Source organism: Variovorax sp. Soil_C_12, from assembly GCF_057657375.1.
Genome location: NZ_JBDGIO010000007.1, coordinates 386,082 through 404,278, shown reverse-complemented (window position 1 = coordinate 404,278; position 18,197 = coordinate 386,082). Strand labels below are relative to the sequence as shown.

The 18,197-nt window shown below is 65.0% G+C and carries 15 protein-coding genes and 1 pseudogene; 5 read left to right on the top strand and 11 right to left on the bottom strand.

From position 1 onward, the window contains the following. Nucleotides 1–13 precede the first annotated feature (13 nt). From AC3A6X_RS21315 to AC3A6X_RS21295, 5 genes are all read right to left on the bottom strand, one after another. Entirely contained in the window at nt 14–907 is an 894-nt protein-coding gene (locus AC3A6X_RS21315; RefSeq protein WP_487844093.1) for a beta-keto acid cleavage family enzyme, read from the bottom strand. A 439-nt stretch (nt 908–1,346) separates the two neighbouring features. After that, a complete protein-coding gene (locus AC3A6X_RS21310) occupies nt 1,347–3,413 on the bottom strand; it encodes an acetoacetate--CoA ligase (protein WP_487844060.1) in 2,067 nt (688 codons plus the stop codon). Then, nucleotides 3,407–5,722 (bottom strand): N,N-dimethylformamidase beta subunit family domain-containing protein, encoded by a 2,316-nt coding sequence (locus AC3A6X_RS21305; protein ID WP_487844059.1) that lies wholly within the window; start codon nt 5,720–5,722, stop codon nt 3,407–3,409. Before AC3A6X_RS21305 ends, AC3A6X_RS21310 begins: the two co-directional genes overlap by 7 nt. Further along, nucleotides 5,719–6,696 (bottom strand): Bug family tripartite tricarboxylate transporter substrate binding protein, encoded by a 978-nt coding sequence (locus AC3A6X_RS21300; protein ID WP_487844058.1) that lies wholly within the window; start codon nt 6,694–6,696, stop codon nt 5,719–5,721. The genes AC3A6X_RS21305 and AC3A6X_RS21300 overlap by 4 nt, the downstream gene beginning before the upstream one ends. Before the next feature lie 50 nt (nt 6,697–6,746). Beyond that, nucleotides 6,747–8,156, bottom strand: coding sequence for an aminotransferase family protein (locus AC3A6X_RS21295; RefSeq protein ID WP_487844057.1), 1,410 nt, complete (start codon nt 8,154–8,156; stop codon nt 6,747–6,749). Nucleotides 8,157–8,227: 71 nt separating this feature from the next. On the opposite strand from AC3A6X_RS21295, the gene AC3A6X_RS21290 reads away from it, so the two are divergent. Continuing rightward, the gene (locus tag AC3A6X_RS21290; RefSeq protein WP_487844056.1) at nt 8,228–9,145 is read left to right on the top strand and encodes a LysR substrate-binding domain-containing protein; all 918 of its coding nucleotides are present in this window, start codon (nt 8,228–8,230) and stop codon (nt 9,143–9,145) included. 34 nt (nt 9,146–9,179) lie between these two features. On the opposite strand, the gene AC3A6X_RS21285 is transcribed toward AC3A6X_RS21290, so the two are convergent. Beyond that, nucleotides 9,180–9,818, bottom strand: a complete 639-nt coding sequence (locus AC3A6X_RS21285) for a fumarylacetoacetate hydrolase family protein (protein WP_487844055.1) — start codon at nt 9,816–9,818, stop codon at nt 9,180–9,182. A gap of 83 nt (nt 9,819–9,901) precedes the next feature. Here AC3A6X_RS21285 and AC3A6X_RS21280 point away from each other — a divergent pair. Continuing rightward, nucleotides 9,902–10,048, top strand: a pseudogene (locus AC3A6X_RS21280) (fumarylacetoacetate hydrolase family protein); the annotation flags it as partial. Here AC3A6X_RS21280 and AC3A6X_RS21275 read toward each other — a convergent pair. The 4 genes from AC3A6X_RS21275 to AC3A6X_RS21260 all read right to left on the bottom strand — a co-directional run bounded on the left by AC3A6X_RS21275 (nt 10,012) and on the right by AC3A6X_RS21260 (nt 14,203). Continuing rightward, nucleotides 10,012–10,416 (bottom strand): cupin domain-containing protein, encoded by a 405-nt coding sequence (locus AC3A6X_RS21275; RefSeq protein ID WP_487844096.1) that lies wholly within the window; start codon nt 10,414–10,416, stop codon nt 10,012–10,014. The pseudogene AC3A6X_RS21280 and the gene AC3A6X_RS21275 overlap by 37 nt on opposite strands. Further along, nucleotides 10,316–10,648, bottom strand: coding sequence for a cupin domain-containing protein (locus AC3A6X_RS21270; RefSeq protein ID WP_487844092.1), 333 nt, complete (start codon nt 10,646–10,648; stop codon nt 10,316–10,318). Before AC3A6X_RS21270 ends, AC3A6X_RS21275 begins: the two co-directional genes overlap by 101 nt. Nucleotides 10,649–10,947: 299 nt before the next feature. Continuing rightward, nucleotides 10,948–12,087 carry an FAD-dependent monooxygenase gene (locus tag AC3A6X_RS21265; RefSeq protein ID WP_487844054.1) on the bottom strand — a complete coding sequence of 380 codons (1,140 nt, stop codon included), beginning with the start codon at nt 12,085–12,087 and terminating at the stop codon, nt 10,948–10,950. Between the two features lie 19 nt (nt 12,088–12,106). Continuing rightward, nucleotides 12,107–14,203: an acetate--CoA ligase family protein gene (locus AC3A6X_RS21260; RefSeq protein ID WP_487844053.1), complete on the bottom strand. Its 2,097-nt coding sequence runs from the start codon at nt 14,201–14,203 to the stop codon at nt 12,107–12,109. Between the two features lie 126 nt (nt 14,204–14,329). Here AC3A6X_RS21260 and AC3A6X_RS21255 point away from each other — a divergent pair, with 126 nt between their 5' ends. The 3 genes from AC3A6X_RS21255 (at nt 14,330) to AC3A6X_RS21245 (ending at nt 16,264) form a co-directional block, all read left to right on the top strand. Beyond that, nucleotides 14,330–15,280 carry a LysR family transcriptional regulator gene (locus tag AC3A6X_RS21255; protein ID WP_487844052.1) on the top strand — a complete coding sequence of 317 codons (951 nt, stop codon included), beginning with the start codon at nt 14,330–14,332 and terminating at the stop codon, nt 15,278–15,280. A gap of 170 nt (nt 15,281–15,450) precedes the next feature. Beyond that, nucleotides 15,451–15,576 carry a hypothetical protein gene (locus AC3A6X_RS21250; protein ID WP_487844051.1) on the top strand — a complete coding sequence of 42 codons (126 nt, stop codon included), beginning with the start codon at nt 15,451–15,453 and terminating at the stop codon, nt 15,574–15,576. A gap of 1 nt (nt 15,577) precedes the next feature. Beyond that, the gene (locus tag AC3A6X_RS21245; RefSeq protein WP_487844050.1) at nt 15,578–16,264 is read left to right on the top strand and encodes a 3-oxoacid CoA-transferase subunit B; all 687 of its coding nucleotides are present in this window, start codon (nt 15,578–15,580) and stop codon (nt 16,262–16,264) included. Between the two features lie 403 nt (nt 16,265–16,667). Here the strand turns inward: AC3A6X_RS21245 and AC3A6X_RS21240 are convergent, their stop codons facing one another. Beyond that, nucleotides 16,668–18,149, bottom strand: coding sequence for an NAD-dependent succinate-semialdehyde dehydrogenase (locus AC3A6X_RS21240; protein ID WP_487844049.1), 1,482 nt, complete (start codon nt 18,147–18,149; stop codon nt 16,668–16,670). Nucleotides 18,150–18,197 lie beyond the last annotated feature (48 nt).

Here is an 18,197-nt window from a genome sequence, read left to right as displayed (position 1 = left end):
GGAGAGAGGCGGCTTACTGCAACGGGCGCAAGCCCATGATTTCGCGCGCTTCGGTCGGCGTGGCCGGCTCGTAGCCGAGCTCTCTGACGATCCGTACCATGCGCTCCACAAGCTTCACGTTTGTCGCGAGTTCGCCGTGCTCGTAGTAAAGGTTGTCTTCAAGACCTACGCGGACATGACCGCCGAGAAGGAGACCGTGCGTCGTGGCGGGCAGTTGAGCGGTGCCGATGGCGCTCACGTTGAAGATCGCTTCCTTGGGGAGATGCTCGACCATCATCTGCAGGATCTTGGGGCTGTAGGGCAGCGCGCCCTGGAAGGCGTTGACGCCCAGCACAATATTGATGAAATAGGGAGGCTCGTCCAGCCCTTCCTTGATCGCGCGGCCGACGTCCTGAATGATGTCTTCCAGGCTGAAGACTTCCCACTCGGGCTTGATGCCCCGGGCCTTCATCATCTCAGCCAGTTGCCGGGTGCGCTTCGGCGTGGTCGGCACGAGGATTTCCTTGCCGCCGAAGCTTGCGCAGATGGTCTGAGCGTCAAGGGTGCACATCTCAACGCCGGGCGCTTCCATGCCCTTCACGCGCTCGTCGAAGTTGATCTCCCACAAGCCGTTGTTGAGCTGGTGAATCATGTCGCCGTTGACGCCACCGCCGGTCGAGTTGTTGAGCACGATGTCGCACTTGGCGCGGATCAGCTCGTTCATCTGCGTGTAGACCTTCGGATCGCAGGTGGCCTCGTCGTCGCTTGCGCGGCGCGCGTGCAGTGCAACGACGCTGGCCCCTGCGTTGTAGCAACGGTAGGTGTCGTCTGCGATCTCTTGGGGCTGGGTCGGCAGGTTCGGGTTCTGCTGCTTGTTCGCCATGCCGCCAGTGGGCGCGACGGTCACGATGACTTTGGGCTTTGCCATGAAACTTGTCTCCAGGTTGACCGGCTGCATGTTGCGAACCGACTTGTCTGGGAGGAATGTTAGGCAGCCCTCTGTTATCTGAATAATGTTTGCCGTCTATAGTTGCTATCCATAAATCGGGTAACCTCCCCAATGAGAGTAAGGGTTTACGCGAATATTCCATAGTGCGTGCGCCGCGTTTTGCGCGCGCGGCCACCTGAGCGTAAAGCGAGTCGGGCCGGGCCCGGCAGACAATGGAGAGTGGTGAAGGCCAGCGGCAACTCTGCAGCGGAAGCGGACTGTCGTCGGTCGAGGCTAGACTTTCGAGTTCGGCCAGGAGCCGACGGTCGTCGATGACGGCTTTCCAGCACGATGTGATCACGCGCCAGTCCGATCCGATCTATCCAAGCTTTGCCCAGGGCTTCGTGCTGCTTGGCGCGGACAACCTCGCACAGCCGCATCAGCCGATGCGACGGCGGTATCTTTCGGCGAAATCCACGTACCAGTCGATGCTCTCGGGCTCGGCCAGCGCATCGCGGCTCACGACCTTCTCGAGCGCGTAGCCCAGCAGGAGCTTCTTGACGGGCAACTCCAGCTTCTTGCCGGTGATGGTCTTGGGGATCATGCTCACCTGGACGATTTCGTTGGGCACGTGGCGGGCCGACAGGCCCGAGCGCAAGGCCTGCCGGATGCGCTGCTCCAGCGGCTCGTCTAGCTTGATGCCGGGTTGCAGCTGGATGAACAGCGCCATGTACGAATCGCGCCCGAGGTACTCCAGGTCCACGACCAGGCTGTCCCGCACTTCGGCGATGCCCTGGACCACGCGGTACAGCTCGGACGTTCCCATGCGCACGCCCTGGCGGTTGATAGTGGTGTCCGAACGGCCGTAGATCACTCCCGCCGTCGCTTCCGGCCGTGACGCCAGACGCAGCCAGTCGCCATGCCGCCAGACGTTGCGGCCCTGGCTGTCCTTGAAGCTCTCAAAGTAGCTCTCCAAGTACCGCCGGTTGTCCGTATCTCCCCAGAAGTACAGCGGCATCGAAGGCAGGGGCCTGGTGCACACCAGTTCCCCCACCTCGTCCAGCACGGGCTGGCCGGCCTCGTTCCACGCCTGCACGCAGGCGCCCAATGTGCGGCATTGCATCTCGCCCGTGCGCACCGGCAGGGTCGGGAGCCCCACCAGGAAGCCACCGGCGATGTCCGTTCCGCCGGAAACGATGTTGAGCCAGAGCTCGCGTTTAACGGCACTGTAGAGCCATTCGCAAGCCTCGGGTGTAAGGGGAGAGCCGGTGGACGACACCGTGTGCAACTGCCGCAGATCCGCGATCTCGCGCGGCACGATGCCGGCCTTCAGGCACGCGTGGTGGATCGCGGCCCCGGCGCCGAATACGTGAACGCCCAACCGCCCCGCCAGCTTCCACAAGTGGCCCCAGTCCGGCTCGGCGCCTACACCAGTCACGGCGCCGTCGTACAGCACGAGGGTGGCGCCCCCCAGCAACCCCAGGACGTGTGCGTTCCAGACCATCCACGAGGTATTGGCCGCCCAGAAGACGCGCTCGCCCGGGTGCAGGTCGCCGTGCAGGATCATGTTCACCATGCCGTTCGCGAGCACCCCGCCGTGGCCGTGGACGATCGCCTTGGGCAGCCCCGTCGTTCCTGACGAGTAAAGAATCCACAGCGGGTGGTCCGCCGGCAGGGCCGCCGGTTGCCAGGCCGCCGCGCGCGCGATCGTCTCCTGCCAGCGCACCGTCGTGCGGCCCGCGGCCTGCCCGGGTGGAAGTGCAGCCGCATCAAGATGCGGAATCCAGAGGATGCCAGTGACTGTCGGCAGCTCGCACAGGATCTCGTCCAGTGCGCCGCGGCGGTCGAACGGCTTGCCGCCGAAGCGATAGCCATCCACCGCGACCAGCACCTTCGGCTCGATCTGGCGGAATCGGTCGCCCACGCTCACCGGCCCCATGTCCGGCGCGCACAGGGACCACACCGCGCCAAGGCTTGCGGCGGCCAAGAACGCGACGACCGTCTGGGGAATGTTGGGAAGGTAGCCGGCCACCCGGTCGCCCTGCTGCACACCCAGGTCGCGCAAGGCCTGGGCAACCGATGCCACATGGTGCTGGAGCTCGCTCCAGCTCATGGCGCCGGTGCCCGAGGCCTCGCTTTCAAAAACGATCGCGGGCGCGGCGAGGTGGGCGTGGCGAAACACCTGGTCGACCAGGTTGAGCCGGGCGCCTTCGAACCAGCGGGCGCCCGGCATGTCTTCGCCGGACAGTATGCGTTCATACGGTGTTCGCAATGGAAGCTCGAAGAAGGCGAGGATGGCGCTCCAGAAGCCCTCCAGGTCGGTCACCGACCATTGCCACAGCGCCTCGTAGTTCTCGAAGCGAAGACCGCGTTCGCGATCCAGCCAGGCCTCGAAGTGCGTGATCAGGGCCCGTTCCTTGCGGCCGGGCGCAGGTGTCCACAGGGGCGCGTCGGGCGGTGCGGACGACGCCGTGCGAGAGGTGATTTCTGAATGTGCGGTCACCATGCAGTCTTGCCGGTGCGGGCTCGCGCGAGGTTCGTGGGTGCCACGCCGAAACGATGCAGCACATTGCCGAGCAGTTTCCCGAAGAGCGGGTCGCTGCCAATCACCCAGGCCGCGCCGACTGCGCCTGCATGAAACACGCGCCCGCCCTGCGGTCGCTCCCAATAGATCATTTCGGCCGAAAGTCCGTCGAGCGATTCGGTGAGCCTCGAGTAGTAGTCGAGGTAGGCATCCAGCTTGCCCGGGACGCGCCGGATGCCCTTGGCAATGACCTCGATGCCCTCTTGCGCGACGGGCAGGGAAGCACCTGGGGGGCTGCGCTTCGTCATCTTCGCGAGGGTCGAGAGGGTCAGGTCCCACTCGTGCCCGATGGCGCGCGGCAGCCCGCCGCCGGGCGCGTGGCCGAAGGTTTCGCCCTTGCCGAGGCCCAATGGCTGCGGCTCATTGAAGAGCGCATGCGCCGGCAGCTCGACGTGGTAGACGCCGAAGTCGTCGCCGTCGGCGAAGGCCCAGCCCGCGGTTTCGAGGCCGATGATGTCGGCGGCCGGCCGGCCCGATGCCTTGAGCCTTCCGCCGCGCGCCCAGTCCTGGCTGTGGTACTGCTCGCCGAACGCGCCTGCCGGCGGGCCGACGGGTGGCCTGGCGTCGTCGTGATCGGGCCCGTTCACCTTCCGCTGCTCCATGACGGTAAAGTCCTCGTCGTAGCTCACTCGCAGGTACATGGTGTTGCCCGACAGCACGACCGCATTTCCGCCGCGCTTCAGGAAATCGTCGAGCCCCTCCACGCCGGGCAGCGACCAGTATTCGCTGTGGCCGTTGATGAAGACGGTCTTGTAGCGCGCGAGCAGCGATGGGTCGCGGTGCAGGTCGATGTCGCCGATCACGTCGTAGTCGTAGCCCTGCTTCTCGAGCCACACGTGCAGGTGGCGTTCGAGCCGCGTCCACTGGCTGAAGCCGCTCGCGGCCGGGTCGTAGAGCGCATTGGGGCTGGCATTGGGCCAGGGCATGCGCAGGCCGACCTGGTAGCAGGGCTGGCCATGGCGGTGGTAAACGTAGCTGCTGTAGGCCGGCGCTTCAGGGTGGCTGTTCTCCAGGCCCTCCGAACGGCGCGGCCACACCGGATCGTCGACCACGTTCTTCGCGAATGGCGTGGTGGCGTAGGCAAGCCAGCTGTTGACGGCGCACAGCACGAGGAGGGGGGCGGGCGCCACGTGCGCGGGCTTGCGCACGATGAAGGTGATGTCGTAGTCCGCCTTGCGGCCTTCGATGTCGAAGCGCGCGCGGCCGACGTAGACGCCGGACCGGGCGTCGTTGGGAACGCGGAATTCGTGTACCGCGTCCCAGCGGCAGTCGTAGAGATCGTCGCCGGCGAAACGCAGGCCGTGCCCGCGCGTCGGATCGTGGAGCGGGTCGTAGGCCGATTCGTCTTCTTCGCAGTAGCCGACCTTGCCGGGCTCGAAGGCCGGCCCGACGATCATCCAGGTTGCGTGGTTGACGATGCGGCCGGTGCGTTGATGCCCGCTGGCATCGGCCACCTGCGAGCCGCGTTCTTCCCGCAGCGGCCAACAGGCGAGTACCGCGCGGCCCGTTGCGATCTGCAATCCGCGTTGTTCGCGGCGCGCGGAAATTTCGTGGCTCGACAGCGCCCGGTCGTACAACGCCGGCATGACGAGGTCCGCTTCGAGGAACAGGTTGGCCCGGCCGTCGATGGCGCTCGCGCCCAGCCGCAGCGGCGCGGCTGCGGGCTCGACGGCCGCCGGCGCAGGCCACTCCGCCACGCACACCCCATCGATGCAGAGCGCCGCGAGTTCGCCGTTCCACGTGGCGGCAATGTGCTGCCAACGACGCGTCGCGAGCCGGCCGTGCGATGGCGCGGCGTTGTCTCCAAGGTGGAACGACAGTGCGCCGCCTGGTTCGATGAAGAGCGCAAAGCCGCGGTGCGCGGGGTCGTCGTGCTGGCTGACGATGGTCTGCCTGACATCGACCGTCCAGGGCTTGATCCAGCATTCGAAGCTCAATCCGCGCAGCGGCAGGCCGGCCGGCAAACCGCGTTCGACATGCACGTAGGAGCCGGGGTGGATCGGCTGGACGCGCGCCTGATGCGGCGCGAACGCTTCGAGCGCCACGTCGTCGCTGCGTCCTTCGACGTCGCCGCCCAGCCGGCAGACTGCGAACTCGTAAGGTACGTCGCTGCTGACGTGGAAGCGGATGAGATCACCCGCCGCCACGGTCTTGGCATCGGCGTAGCCGTGGAGGCCGGGCAGCTGCAGCGGTTTGTGCGGCGGGATCGGGTGCGGGGCGGTCGCTGTCATTCCGACGTGAAGCCCGAGGCCTTCACCACCGGCCCCCAACGCTTGATGTCGTCGGCGATGAGGGCCGAGAGTTCTTCGGGCGTGCTCGGGTTCGGATCGCTGCTGAGCTTGAGCAGCCGTTCCTGCACGTCCTTGTTGGCAAGTGCCTTGCCGAGCGCCGCATGCAGCTGGTCGACGATGGGTCGCGGCGTGCCGGCCGGCACGAAGAGGCCGGTCCATTCCAGATTGTCGAAGTGCGGCTGGCCGAGTTCCTTGAGCGTCGGCACGTCGGGCAGCAATGCGGCACGTTTGGCGCCGTTCACCGCCAGCACCTTGAGCTTGCCCGACTGCTGGTGCGCGACGAGATCCGCAATGGGCATGATGCCGGCCGAGATCTGGTTGCCGAGCAGATCCTGCACCAGCGGCGCGGCGCCCCGGTAGGGCGCGGCCACGAGGCCGGCCTTGGCGTCGCTGCCGAGCCGGTAGCCCATGAATTGCGCGACGCTGCCCGGTGCGGGCACGCCGTAGTTCGCCTTCTTCGGGTCCTTGGCGGCGATGTCGAGCCATTGCTTCACATCCTTGGCCGGCAGCTCCGCGGGCACCGCGATGCCTACGTAGAAGCTCGCTATGCGGCCGACGGGCTTGAAGTCCTTGACGGGGTCGTAGCGCACCGACTTCGTGGTGAGCGGCAGCATGACCATCATGTGCATGTTGGCGAGCAGCACGGTGAGCCCGTCCGGCGGCGCCGTGCGAACGTAGTCGGCCGCGATCGCGCCGCCCGCGCCGGTGCGGTTGTCCACGACGACGGTCGTGCCGATTTCGGCGGCCAGCTTGTCGGCGAGCGTGCGCGCCTGAACGTCGGCCGAGCCGCCGGCCGGGTAGCCGACGATGAGCTTCAGCGGGCCGTGCGCGGTGTTGATCTGTGCCGCGGCCGCGGCGGCGAAGGCCAATGCGGTGCAGGCGAGCGCGGCCTTGAGAATGGACGAGAGCTTCATCGGAGGCTTTCCTGGGTGGTGGGGTTGCGAAATCGGTGCGGTCGCCGGGTTCAGCGCGAGAGGCCCTTGCGCGCGACCTCGTCGGCAAGATCGGCCAGCGACTTTTCGAGCAGATCGGCCAACTCGTCGATCTCCGCTTCGGTGATCGTGAGCGGCGGCGTGATCATCTGGAAATCGCCGAAAGCGCCGAGGTTCGCCCGGCGGTTGTAGAGCGCGATGCCATGCTTCAAGCCGTGCTCGGTGAGCCGCGCAGGTGCGTTGAAAGCGACCGGCAGCTGGCTGCGCGTGGCCTTGTCCGAAACGATCTCGATGGCCGTGAGCAGGCCCTTGCCGCGCACGTCGCCGACGATCGGCGATCGCGATGCGATGTCGCGCAGACGCGCCATCAGCAGTTCGCCCATGTCGCGTGCGCGCGTCACGAGGTCTTGCCGCACGACCTCGTCGACCACCGCGCGCGCAACCGCACACGACAGCGGATTCGTGAAGTAGGTATGGCCGTGCACGAAGCCGCCGGCACCCGCGATCGCATCGACCATCCGGTTCGGTGCGAGCAGGCAACCGAGCGGGGTGTATCCGGCGGCCAGGCCCTTGGCGAGCGTGACGAGGTCGGGCCGCGCGCCCTCCCAGTGGTGCGCGGCAAGGAAGGCGCCAGTGCGGCCGGCGCCGCTCATGATCTCGTCGAAGATCACCAGCACGCCGTGGCGGTCGCAGATCTCGCGCACGCGTTGGAAATAGGCCGCCGAGGAAACCACCGCGCCGGTCGAGAGGCCGCCGATGGGTTCGAGGATGAAGGCCAGCACCGTCTCCGGGCCTTCGCGCAGGATGGTCTGTTCGAGCGCGTCGGCGCATGCCTTCTCGTGCGACTCAACCGTGTGGCCATCGGGCACGCGGTATGACAAGGGCGCCGGCACCTTGGGCATCGGGCGGACCATCGGGCCGTACAGGTTGAGCGTGTTGGCATCGCCCGTGACCGCCAGCGCGCCGAGCGTCGAGCCGTGGTAGCTCGGATCGCGCGAGATCACCTTCGAGCGGCTGCCCTGGCCGGTCACGACCGCGTACTGGCGCGCGAGCTTGATCGCAGCCTCGTTGGCCTCCGATCCACCCGACACGAAGAAGGCGCGGTCGAAGCCTTCGCCTGCGAGTTCGCAGACGCTGTCGGCCAGCGCAATGTTGTGCTCGCTCTCGAAAAAGCGCGGGTATGCAAAGGTCACTTTCGATGCCTGTTCGGTCATTGCGGCCAGCACGCGCGGGTTGCCGTGGCCTATGTTCGCGACGACGGCGCCGGCGGTTGCATCGAGGTAGCGCTTGCCGTTCGCATCCCACAGAAAGATGCCTTCGCCGCGGGCGACGCGCGGCGGGCGGGCCGACCCCTTGGGTGCGTAGAAGCCGAGGACGGAGCCGCCCTTGGGCTCGTCGCCGATCCGGGCGATGCCGGCCGCGTGGGAATTCGAGGTGTTCATGCCCCGACGATACAAATCGCGGTCGCTTTGCGGTAGACGCATGGAGTGATGAAGTGTTATACGTTCGCCGTATGAAGCATGTACATGACCGGCTCGACCTGCTCGACACGTTCCAGAAGATCGGCGAGAGCGGATCGCTCAGCAAGGCGGCGCGGCTGCTGGGCACGACGCAGCCCACGGTCAGCCGGCGACTGCTCGAACTGGAGCGGCTGCTCGGCTGCAAGCTGGCGCTGCGCACCACCGCGAGCTTTTCGCTCACCGACGAAGGGCGCTCGCTGCTCGTCGAGGCCCGCGACCTCGGCGACCGCTGGTCAGGCCTGTCGCAACGCCTGAAGGGCGGACAAAGCCAGCCTGAAGGCACGCTGCGCGTGATCGGGCCTTCGGGGTACGGGACGGGCTTCCTGACCGATGCCGTGACCGATCTGACGGCGGCACATCCCGCGTTGCGCGTCGAACTCACGCTGACCGATCGGGTGCTCGACCTGACTGCATGGGGCGCGGATTGCTGGGTCTGCGTGGGGGAGGTGCGCGATCCCGGATTGGTGAGCCGCAAGCTCGGCACAATGGAGCGCGTGCTGATTGCCACGCCCGAGTTGCTCAAGAAGCTGGGGCCCGTCAGCATCGCGCGTCTTCCGCAGTTGCCTTGCGTCGGGCTCGTGCCCTACGTGACCGGCAACGTGCGCATGCTGGATCGATTGGGCCGCCCCCGCATGTTGATGCTCGACACGCCGATCCAGACCGACAGCCTGCTGTCGAGCTACCGCGCGATCCTCAACGGAGCGGGCATCGGCGCGGCGGCCCCCTGGATGTGCCAAGAAGACCTCAAGACCGGTCGGGTGCAACGGGTGCTGGCGAATTGGTGGCTCGAACCCATCGCCATTCATGTCGCGCTGCCTCCAGGCATCTACAGGCCCGCGCGCGTGACCGCATTCATCGAGGCTCTCAAGGCAAGGATGGTTGCCCTTTCCGGCTTCAAGCCATCGCGCTAAAAACAGGCTGTAAAGATGGTTCGCCGCGCAGATGTCACTCGCCGTCGGCGAGGATCAGGCGGATCGATCCCAACCCTTCTATCGAGCCATCAATCACGTCCCCCGCGACCACGGGACCCACTCCTTCCGGCGTCCCCGTGTAAATCAGATCACCAGGCTGGAGGTGATAGAAGCCGGAGAGATGCGAAATCAAGACTGGTGCCTTGTGAATCAGCAAGCTGAGATCCGACGATTGCTTGGTCGCCCCGTTGACACGCAGTTCGATGCGGCCTGACGACAGCGGACCGACCTCGCTCGCCGGGACGATTTCCGCCATCACCGCGGACTGCTCGAAGTCCTTGCCCAGATCCCAGGGGCGACGCTGCTCGCGGGCTGTCAGCTGCAGGTCACGCCGGGTCATGTCCAGGCCGCATGCGTAGCCGTAGACATGCTCCAGCGCCGACTTCTCCTCGATTCGAAAGCCGCCTTTGCCGTTGGCAACGACCAGCTCCATTTCGTAGTGGTAGTTCTTGGTCCCCGGAGGGTAGGCGATCGTGGCGCCGGAAGGCACGAAGTACTCCGCCGCCTTCGTGAAGTAGAAAGGCGCGATGGCGTTGAAAACGGGTTCGAGGAGACGGACACCTTCGCAGTTCCGACGCACAGCAAAGTTCAGATCGCCAACGCGTCCAATCAATCGCCGGCCTATCTCTTCATGGTGGACGACGCACCGCTGCAGAGAAAGCTCGGCATCTACCAAGTCTTTGAGTGAGAACCCAGATGAGCAAACTACTTTTCCCCGCGGCTGCACCAACCCTGGCTCCGGTTCGTGGATCCGATGCGTCCTTCCCGATCCGTCGCATCTTCTGCGTCGGTCGCAACTACGAGGCTCACGCGAAGGAAATGGGGGTCGCCGTGGACCGCGAGGCGACAAGCGCCGTGCCAGCGCCCTCCACCACGTGGACCACCGCGGACGCTGAGCGCTTGGACAGTTTGAGTTCCTCGCCGGGTCGCAGCTGTATCGCCGAAAACCCCAGCATGGACAGGCACTCGCGCCCCGTCTCCGGATTGACGTAAGCGAGTTGTACCGGCTCGCCGAGCGACGTTACTTCCGCCAGGTGATTGAGCGCCAGCTTGACGTCCTTCCAGGGAAAACGAAGCATCGGAAAGCGCTCTCGCGCGGCATCCAGAGAGCTATAGGGAACCACACCGCCCTGACCGAAGCGAGCGGGACCGAAGCCGATCGGCTTCGTGATCGCTTGCGATGGCCCTTCCATGCTGTAGGAGGCCTCCATGCCGTAGACAAGTGGCAGGTCGAGCGCATCGAGCCAGATGACAGGTCCTTGGCCCTCGTGTCCGTGCTCGTGCCACAGCCCGGGAGGCGTAAGGGATCAAGTCGCCCTTCTCCATCGGGAGCTTCTCGCCGTTTACGACCGTGAAGCCTCCGGTGCCTTCGACAACCACACGGACCGCCGACGGCGTGTGACGATGGTTGGGCGCGACCTCGCCGGGCAATACAAGCTGCATGCCGATATAGATCGTCGGCGTTGCTCGCATCGTGTCCAGGCCGAGTCCAGGGTTGCACAGGACGAACACGCGGCGCTCTGCCTTCTCGATCGGCGCCAGGTCGCCTGCGCGCATCAGGTTTGGGCGGACATCCTTGTAGCGCCACAGGACCGGCTGCGTGCTGCGTGCAGGAATGCCATGTGGGAGCATCGCCCGCAGGGATGGCCACAGCGGAAGCGTGTTGTTCTCTCGAAGCGCCTCTACGTACTCGGTCGGAAGGTCTTCGATCCTGCCTAGGTCGCTGCTCATGGTCGGCTCGCTCAGAATGTCAGTTCAGGGTGGAGTTGCTCATAGGCCGCAGCCAGCTTGGGATCGCGCTTGCGGACCTCGGTGTGGTCGACCCGGCCGCTGCGCGTGAGGTAGTCGTAGGCAAAGGAGATCGGGTCCAAGTGCAGCTTCGGGCCCAGGTCCTCATACCACTCGGTACTCTTGATCGCGGCCTTCTGCAGCGAATCGGAGCCCGGCTGACGGATCTTCACGTACTCCTCAAGCATCGCGGGCACATCAGGGCCGCACTTCTTGTAGGCATCAAAGAGCGCGATCGAGTCCTGCATCGCAAGGCGAGTGCCGGAGCCGACGGAGGGATGGCCGGTGCGCAGCGCGTCGCCCATCAGAACGATGTTCTTGTAATGCCAGTGCTTGTTCTTGACGATGGTGTAGCGAAACCAGTTCGACTTGTTCGAGAGGAGTGCATTCCCGTCGAGGTCCTGCGCGAACGCCTTCTCGCAGTAGGCCAGCGAATCCGCCTCGTTCATCTTGTCGAGGCCGGCCTTGCGGAACGTCTCTGGGTCGACCTCAACGAGGAAAGTGCTGTGCGTCGGACTGAACTGGTAGGTGTGCGATATGACCAGGCCGTCGTCGTTCTGGCGGAAGATGAGCGAAAGCGCAGGGAACAGTTTCGTGGTTCCATACCAGGCCATGTAGTTCGGCCGCTCGTCCAGCGAGGGTTGGAACTGTTCCTTGTAGCGCGAACGGATGGCGCTGTTGGCACCGTCCGCAGCGACGATCAGGTCGGCATCCGCGAACGAATCGACATCGCCGAACCTGCGTTCGAACTCGATCTCCACGCCGATCTTGCGGCATTGCTCGTGAAGGCCCTTCAAGAGGTCAATGCGCGCCATGCGATGGAAGGTGTTATGCGCCAACGTGACGTTCACGCCCTGGTGCACCACCGCCATTTCGTCGAAGACGACCTGTTTGCGGGTGATGGCTTCGTAGAGCTCCGGAGCCAGGTCTTTGACGAAGGACAAGGCCACGTCCGAGAACACGACGCCCCATCCGTACGTGGCATTCTCGGGATCGCGTTCGTAGACCACGACGTCATGGCTCGGATCGTCGCGTTTCATCAGGTACGCGTAGAAAAGTCCCGCAGGACCGCCACCGATCACTCGAATCTTCATTGATGTTCTCCTTGGTTTGTCAAGTGCTGGGCGCGAGCACTACGAGAGCGTCCAGCGCCAGGGCGCCTTCCGTATTCACACGCAACGGGTTGATCTCGACCTCGGAGATCTCGGGATGCTCGATCAGCAACCGACCCAAGGCCACTGCCGCCTTGCGGATGGCCGCTCGGTCACAACGAGGAAGATTGCGGAAGCCGTCCAAGAGCTTCTTGCCTCTCAGGCTTTCCAGCATCTCTGACACGTCCTCTTCTGCAAGCGGCGCGAGCCGCACGGCGGAGTCGGCCACCGCCTCAGCGAGGACGCCGCCCAGCCCGATCACCACGCATGGACCCCAGGATGAATCGCGCACCGCGCCCACGATGAGCTCGACGCCCAGGGGCGCCATCTCTTCGATAAGCACGCGATCCGGGGTAGATGTCGGGATCCTTGCGATCGAGTCAAGGGCCACGTTCAGCCCTGCTGCGTCGCGCACGTCGAGAAAGACGCCGCCAACCTCGGTCTTGTGGGGCACATCGTCCGCGGAGATCTTCACAACGACCGGCTTTCGCAGCTGCTGAAAGGCCTCCAGCACGGCCGCGCGGCCGACGCACAACCTGCGTTGCGGACTGTCGATGCCGTAGGTACCGAGCAGCTCCTTCGAGCGGTCTTCGTTGAACGGTCCGACGAGCTGCTGGCCGACCTTCACAGCACCGTCGCCGCTCAGACGGGCGAGCCGCCATTGGGCGCGCGAATCCGCATCAAGGGCAACGCCCGAGAGGACGAGGCGCTCCGGACTTTGAACGGCAGGAATGCCGTCTCGACGCAGGTCCTCGAGCGCTGGCACCAGGTCTTCGGCCATGCCCAGCGTACCGAACACGATCGGCTTCCCGGTGGCAACGAACGCAGGCTTCAGCGCAGTGGATGGATCCAGCACGGCGGGCTCACTCAATCCGAAGACCAGAACCGCGTCGATACGCTGATCCTCGGCCACATGCTGCACCACCAGCGGAAAGCTTGGCCCTGGACGACCCGTGTCGACAGGATTCTTCACGAAGGTCATTGGCGGCAGAAGGGCTTGAATCTTCTCCATCGAGGCCGGGCTCAGTTCGGGGACATCGACACCGGCGGACTTGAGCCCGTCGACGATCAACAGCCCGGGCCCTGCCTGACCCGTCACCAATCCGAAGGCATTGCGCTCCTTCGGAGCCAGACGTCGATGGGCCAGAACCACCGCGGCCTGCGCCAGATCCTCCGTGGAGTCGACCACGACCACGCCCGCCTGCGCCAACGCAGAAACGGTGCGCTGATGCGATCCCATCAGGTTTCCGGTGTGCGACACGGCGAACTCACCGATGTCGGCCTTGCCAGCCACCAGGACCACCACCGGCTTGCGTGGCGTGACGCGTTTCAACGTGTCGAAGAGTTCACGCCCGTTCGGAACACCTTCCAGGTGGAGCGCGATGGCCGCAGTGGCCGGATCGTCGGCCAGCATTTCGAGCACATCGGCGCTTCCGACGTCGACCGCGTTACCCAAGCCGACGGCCAACGAGAGCCCGGCGCCCAGCCGTTCCACCAGGAAGCTGATGCTCAGGTTGACGCCGCCCGACTGCGCAATGACGGCTACGTTGCCCTTGGGCAGCTTGTCAACGCCGGGAACAAAACTGGCGACGCAAGCATTGTGCGGATTGATGAACCCCGACGTGTTGGGGCCCAGGAGGCGAAGCCCCGTTCTCCGGCAGATCTCGGCGAGCTGCGTCTGGAGCGCAGCGCCGGCTTCCCCCGTTTCGCCGAAGCCACCGGAGATGATGAAGATCCCCCCTACCCCTCGTTCGGCGGCGTCGGCTGCCGCCTTCACGCAGTGCTGCGCGGGTATGGCAAGAATCGCCAGATCGACGGGCTCCGGCAGCGAAGCGAAGTCGGGATAGCAAGGAAAGCCCTGGATCTCCTTTTCACGAGGGTGCACGCCGACAAGGCGTCCCGGAAAGGTGGAAAGCGACTTCATCGCCTGCGAGCCGGCCTTCGACGGATCTGCCGAGGCACCGACCACAGCGATGGATTTCGGCGCCAACAGGCGGCGAAGGTTGGCCCGACGGATGTCGTCGACTGCGCCTGCCGCGGCGAGCGAAAGATTGCTCATGTATATGTCTCCTATGCGCCTCGCCGTGTCTTGCCTCGGCTATGGGTGTGAATGCTAGCCAGTGAAGGGTTATCAGAATAATGCTGGCCGGCTATAGTTGTTATCCAATAATCGGAGAACACCGAGATGGATTCCAAGTTGCTCGAGTACTTCCTGCGTATCGCCGAACTGGGGAGCATCAACAAGGCTGCGTCAGACCTTCACCTGTCTCAGCCAGCCCTCTCAAGACACGTGGCATCGCTCGAGCACGAAATGGGAACGAAGCTCTTCAATCGCACCCAAGGCGGAGTTCATCTCACGGATGCAGGGACACTGCTCGCGGACCGTGCACGCCCGTTGCTGAGGCAGTTCACGATCCTGAAGGAGCAGGTCGGTGAAAAGGCCGCGGGCCAGATAGCCATCGGAATCCCCACCTCTTGGCAGCACGTATTCACCTCGCCGTTCGTCGAGCACATGGTGAAGCAGTACCCGAATGTGACGCTGCGCGTCTACGAGGGCGTGAGCAATGCTTTGCGCGACTACATGTTCGCCGGCCTTCTGGACCTGTGCATCGTGCCCTTCGACACCTCACCGGCTGCCGGCTATCGGCAGACGGCTCTATTGAGGGAGCCGCTGGTCCTGGTGGGGGCCAAATCCGACGGGATGCGGCCGGACGAACCCGCGCCACTTTCAATGCTCGATGGCGTCAAGCTCGTCCTTCCGGCGCGGCCCAATGTGCTTCGCGCACATGTCGAGCATTCGATGATGCGCAAGGGCATGAGCTTTCAGCTAGCCGTCGAGACTGACACGCTGACGCTCTGCCTGGACCTCGCGAGGCGCGGGATCGGTTTCACGGTCGTACCTGCATGCTCCCTCTACAGCAGCGGCATGGCAGATTCAATCAGCTGGGCGCCGATACGCGGCCTCTATCTCACATGGGCACTATGTGAGAACCAGGCACGGAATCATTCGCAGGCCGTGCGCGAAGGCCGCCGCCATGTCATCTCCACATGTGCCGAAGCGCTGGCAGGAGAGATCTGGTTCGGAGCAGAGCCGGTGGGGACCGCTCTGACGAAGGCCACTGCATCCAAGGCTTGAGCACGCGGAGGCGACGGCCAGCAGGAACCTGCCGGCGGCATGCCCGCTATGTCAATTGCGACTAACGTAGAACAGGCCACGTCGGCACGCTCACGATTACGATCGCGTCCGCTCAGCGAGCGCGGGAGTTCACCCTCGGCTGGCTTTGCATCAGACAAACGAGACAAGCCTTGCCCATTAACGCCAAGCCCGAGAAGCGCATCGAGAAGCGCACCGTGAGCGCCGCGGCGCCCGTCGATGCCGCCGCCGGCAGCGAAGTGCCCGCGCCCATCAAGAACGACACCAAAGGAGCCTGAGATGCCCTGGACCCAAGACTGGATGGCCGCGCGCGCGGCCCAAGAACTCGAAGACGGCTTCTACGTCAACCTGGGCATCGGCATCCCGACGCTGGTGGCCAACCACACCGGCACCAAGGAAGTGTGGCTGCAGAGCGAGAACGGCATGCTCGGCATCGGCGCCTTCCCCACTGAAGACAACGTCGACGCCGACCTCATCAACGCCGGCAAGCAGACCGTGACAACCATTCCCGGCTCTGCCATCTTCGGCAGCCACGACAGCTTCGCGATGATCCGCGGCGGCAAGATCAACCTGTCGATCCTGGGCGCCATGCAGGTGAGCGCCAAGGGCGACCTCGCCAACTGGATGATCCCCGGCAAGATGGTCAAGGGCATGGGCGGCGCGATGGACCTGGTGGCCGGCGTCAAGCGCGTGATCGTGCTGATGGAACACGTCGCGAAGAAGAAGGACGGCACCGAGGACCTCAAGATCCTCGAGCAGTGCACCCTGCCGCTGACCGGCGTTGGCGTGGTCGACCGCATCATCACCGACCTGGCCGTGATGGACGTCACGCCCGAGGGTCTCAGGGTGGTCGAGCTCGCCGAGGGCGTGAGCTTCGAGGCGCTGCAGGCCAAGACGGGCGTCAAGCTGGCAAATCTAGTCTCCCTCAAGGCCTCAGCTTCTCGGCTGCAATCTACTACTGCTTGACTGCTTGCGATAGCCCCGCCAGAACAGATCGACGCAGCGAGCGACATAGGCCTCGCGAGCCTTCCTGCTCAGGGCTACCGGCAGCGATAGTAGGGCTCGCTCTGCTCGTTCCCCCGAACCAGCGCTAGGAATTGTTCAGCTCTGAGCGAAGCGACGCGCCGACGCGCCTATCGCGCTTCGCGTCCATTTGGACGACCCAGGCCGAGGGTCTGCAAGCGGCTTATCTGCCGAAGGCATGTCAAGGTGAGGTTGACGCCCAGCGTCTCCGCAGATGCAGGACACCAGGGCGTGCGGCGTCTCAGAGCGTGGATGGTCAGAAATTACGAAAGGCGCGCGCGCTTCATAGTCCGTCAGGCGAGCACAGGCGAGAGACGTAGTAGCTCCCGTCAAGGCGCCCGAACACTTACTTGTCCAAGCCCGCCAAGCAGACGTACTTGACCTCGAGAAAATCATCGAGTCCGTACTTTGAGCCCTCGCGGCCCAGGCCCGATTGCTTGACGCCGCCAAAGGGCGCCTCGGCGGTCGAGACCAGGCCGGTGTTGACGCCGACGATGCCGGATTCGAGCGCCTCGGCCACACGCATGATGCGGCCGATGTCGCGGCTGTAGAAGTACGCGGCAAGGCCAAACTCGGTGTCGTTCGCGGCGGCGATTGCCTCCTCCTCGGTGTCGAAGGCGAAGATCGGCGCCAACGGACCGAAGGTCTCCTCGTGGGCCACCAGCATCTGGGCGGTGGCGCCGCCGATCACCGTCGGCATGTAGAAGTTGCCGCCCAGCGCGTGGCGCTTTCCGCCGGCCAACACCTTGCCGCCCTTGGCGACGGCGTCCGCCACGTGCTCCTCGATCTTGGCCACGGCCTTGTCGTCGATCAGCGGGCCCTGCGTCACGCCGGCCTCGGTGCCGTTGCCGACCTTGAGCGCGTTCACCTTGGCCACCAGCTTCTGCGAGAAGGCCTCCAGCACGCCGCGCTGCACGTAGAGGCGGTTGGCGCAGACGCAGGTCTGGCCCGTGTTGCGGTACTTGGAGACCATGGCGCCTTCGACCGCGGCATCGATGTCGGCATCGTCGAAGACGATGAAAGGCGCATTGCCGCCTAGCTCAAGCGAGAGCTTCTTGATGGTGTCGGCCGACTGCTTCATGAGCGTGCGGCCGACCTCGGTCGAGCCGGTGAACGTCAGCTTGCGCACGATGGGGCTTCGCGTCATCTCGCCTCCGATCTTCGAGGCCGAGCCGGTGAGGACCGACAACAGGCCCTTGGGCAGCCCGGCGCGGTCGGCCAGCTCGGCAAAGGCCAGCGCCGAGAACGGCGTCTGGGTGGCGGGCTTGACCACCATCGCGCAGCCGGCGGCCAGTGCCGGGCCAGCCTTGCGCGTCAGCATCGCGGTCGGGAAGTTCCAGGGCGTGATCGCCGCCGTCACGCCGACCGGCTGCTTGAGCGCCAGGATGCGGCGGTCGGCCTGCGGCGCCGGGATGGTGTCGCCATAGACCCGGCGCGCTTCCTCGGCGAACCATTCGATGAAGGAGGCCGCGTAGGCAATCTCGCCCTTGCTCTCGGCCAGCGGCTTGCCCTGCTCGCTGGTCATGATCAGCGCCAGGTCGTCCTGGTTGGCCAGCATCAGGTCGTTGAGGCGGCGCAGGATGGCCGCGCGCTCCTTGGCCGGTCGCTTTGCCCAGGCTCGCTGTACGACCTCGGCGGCGGCGATGGCGCGCACCGTCTCTGCGGTGCCGCACATCGGAACGGTGCCGATCACTCGCCCATTGGCCGGATTGGTGACAGCGACAGTCTCGCGGTCGTCCGCATCGGACCATTCACCCGCGATAAACGCCTGCTGACGCAGCAGGGTCGTGTCGCGGAGGTCGAAAGAAGCAATCTCAAGCGTGCTCATACAAAACCTTCGAGTGTGGACATGCACCATCTCGCCACAGAGCGTGGC